The sequence below is a fragment of the Shigella sp. SIG6 genome, from assembly GCF_053555815.1.
The window spans coordinates 1-547 of the sequence record NZ_JBQZXC010000309.1 but is presented as its reverse complement, the minus strand read 5'-3'; the positions used below and the strand labels follow the sequence as shown (position 1 = coordinate 547).

The 547-nt window shown below is 51.2% G+C and carries 1 protein-coding gene; it reads left to right on the top strand.

Annotated elements, in window-relative coordinates; genetic code table 11:
* Nucleotides 1-524 (top strand): IS630 family transposase (locus ACUU1M_RS20530; protein ID WP_447391838.1); only part of this gene is annotated, 524 nt, incomplete at its 5' end.
* Nucleotides 525-547: the final 23 nt, after the last annotated feature.

The following is a 547-nucleotide window of genomic DNA, read 5'->3' as shown; positions in this document are numbered from 1 at the left end:
AATGCAGCGCAGAGCATCCGGTCTTTTATGAAGATGAAGTGGATATCCATCTTCATCCCAAAATCGGTGCGGACTGGCAACTGCGCGGACAGCAAAAACGGGTGGTCACACCGGGACAGAATGAAAAATATTATCTGGCCGGAGCGCTGCACAGCGGGACAGGTAAAGTCAGCTATGTGGGCGGCAACAGCAAAAGTTCGGCGCTGTTCATCAGCCTGCTGAAGCGGCTTAAAGCGACATACCGTCGGGCGAAAACCATCACGCTGATCGTGGACAACTACATTATCCACAAAAGCCGGGAAACACAGAGCTGGCTGAAGGAGAACCCGAAGTTCAGGGGCATTTATCAGCCGGTTTACTCGCCATGGGTGAATCATGTTGAACGGCTATGGCAGGCACTTCACGACACAATAACGCGTAATCATCAGTGCCGCTCAATGTGGCAACTGTTGAAAAAAGTTCGCCATTTTATGGAAACCGTCAGCCCATTCCCCGGAGGCAAACATGGGCTGGCAAAAGTGTAGCGGTATTAAGCGCAGCTATTTAG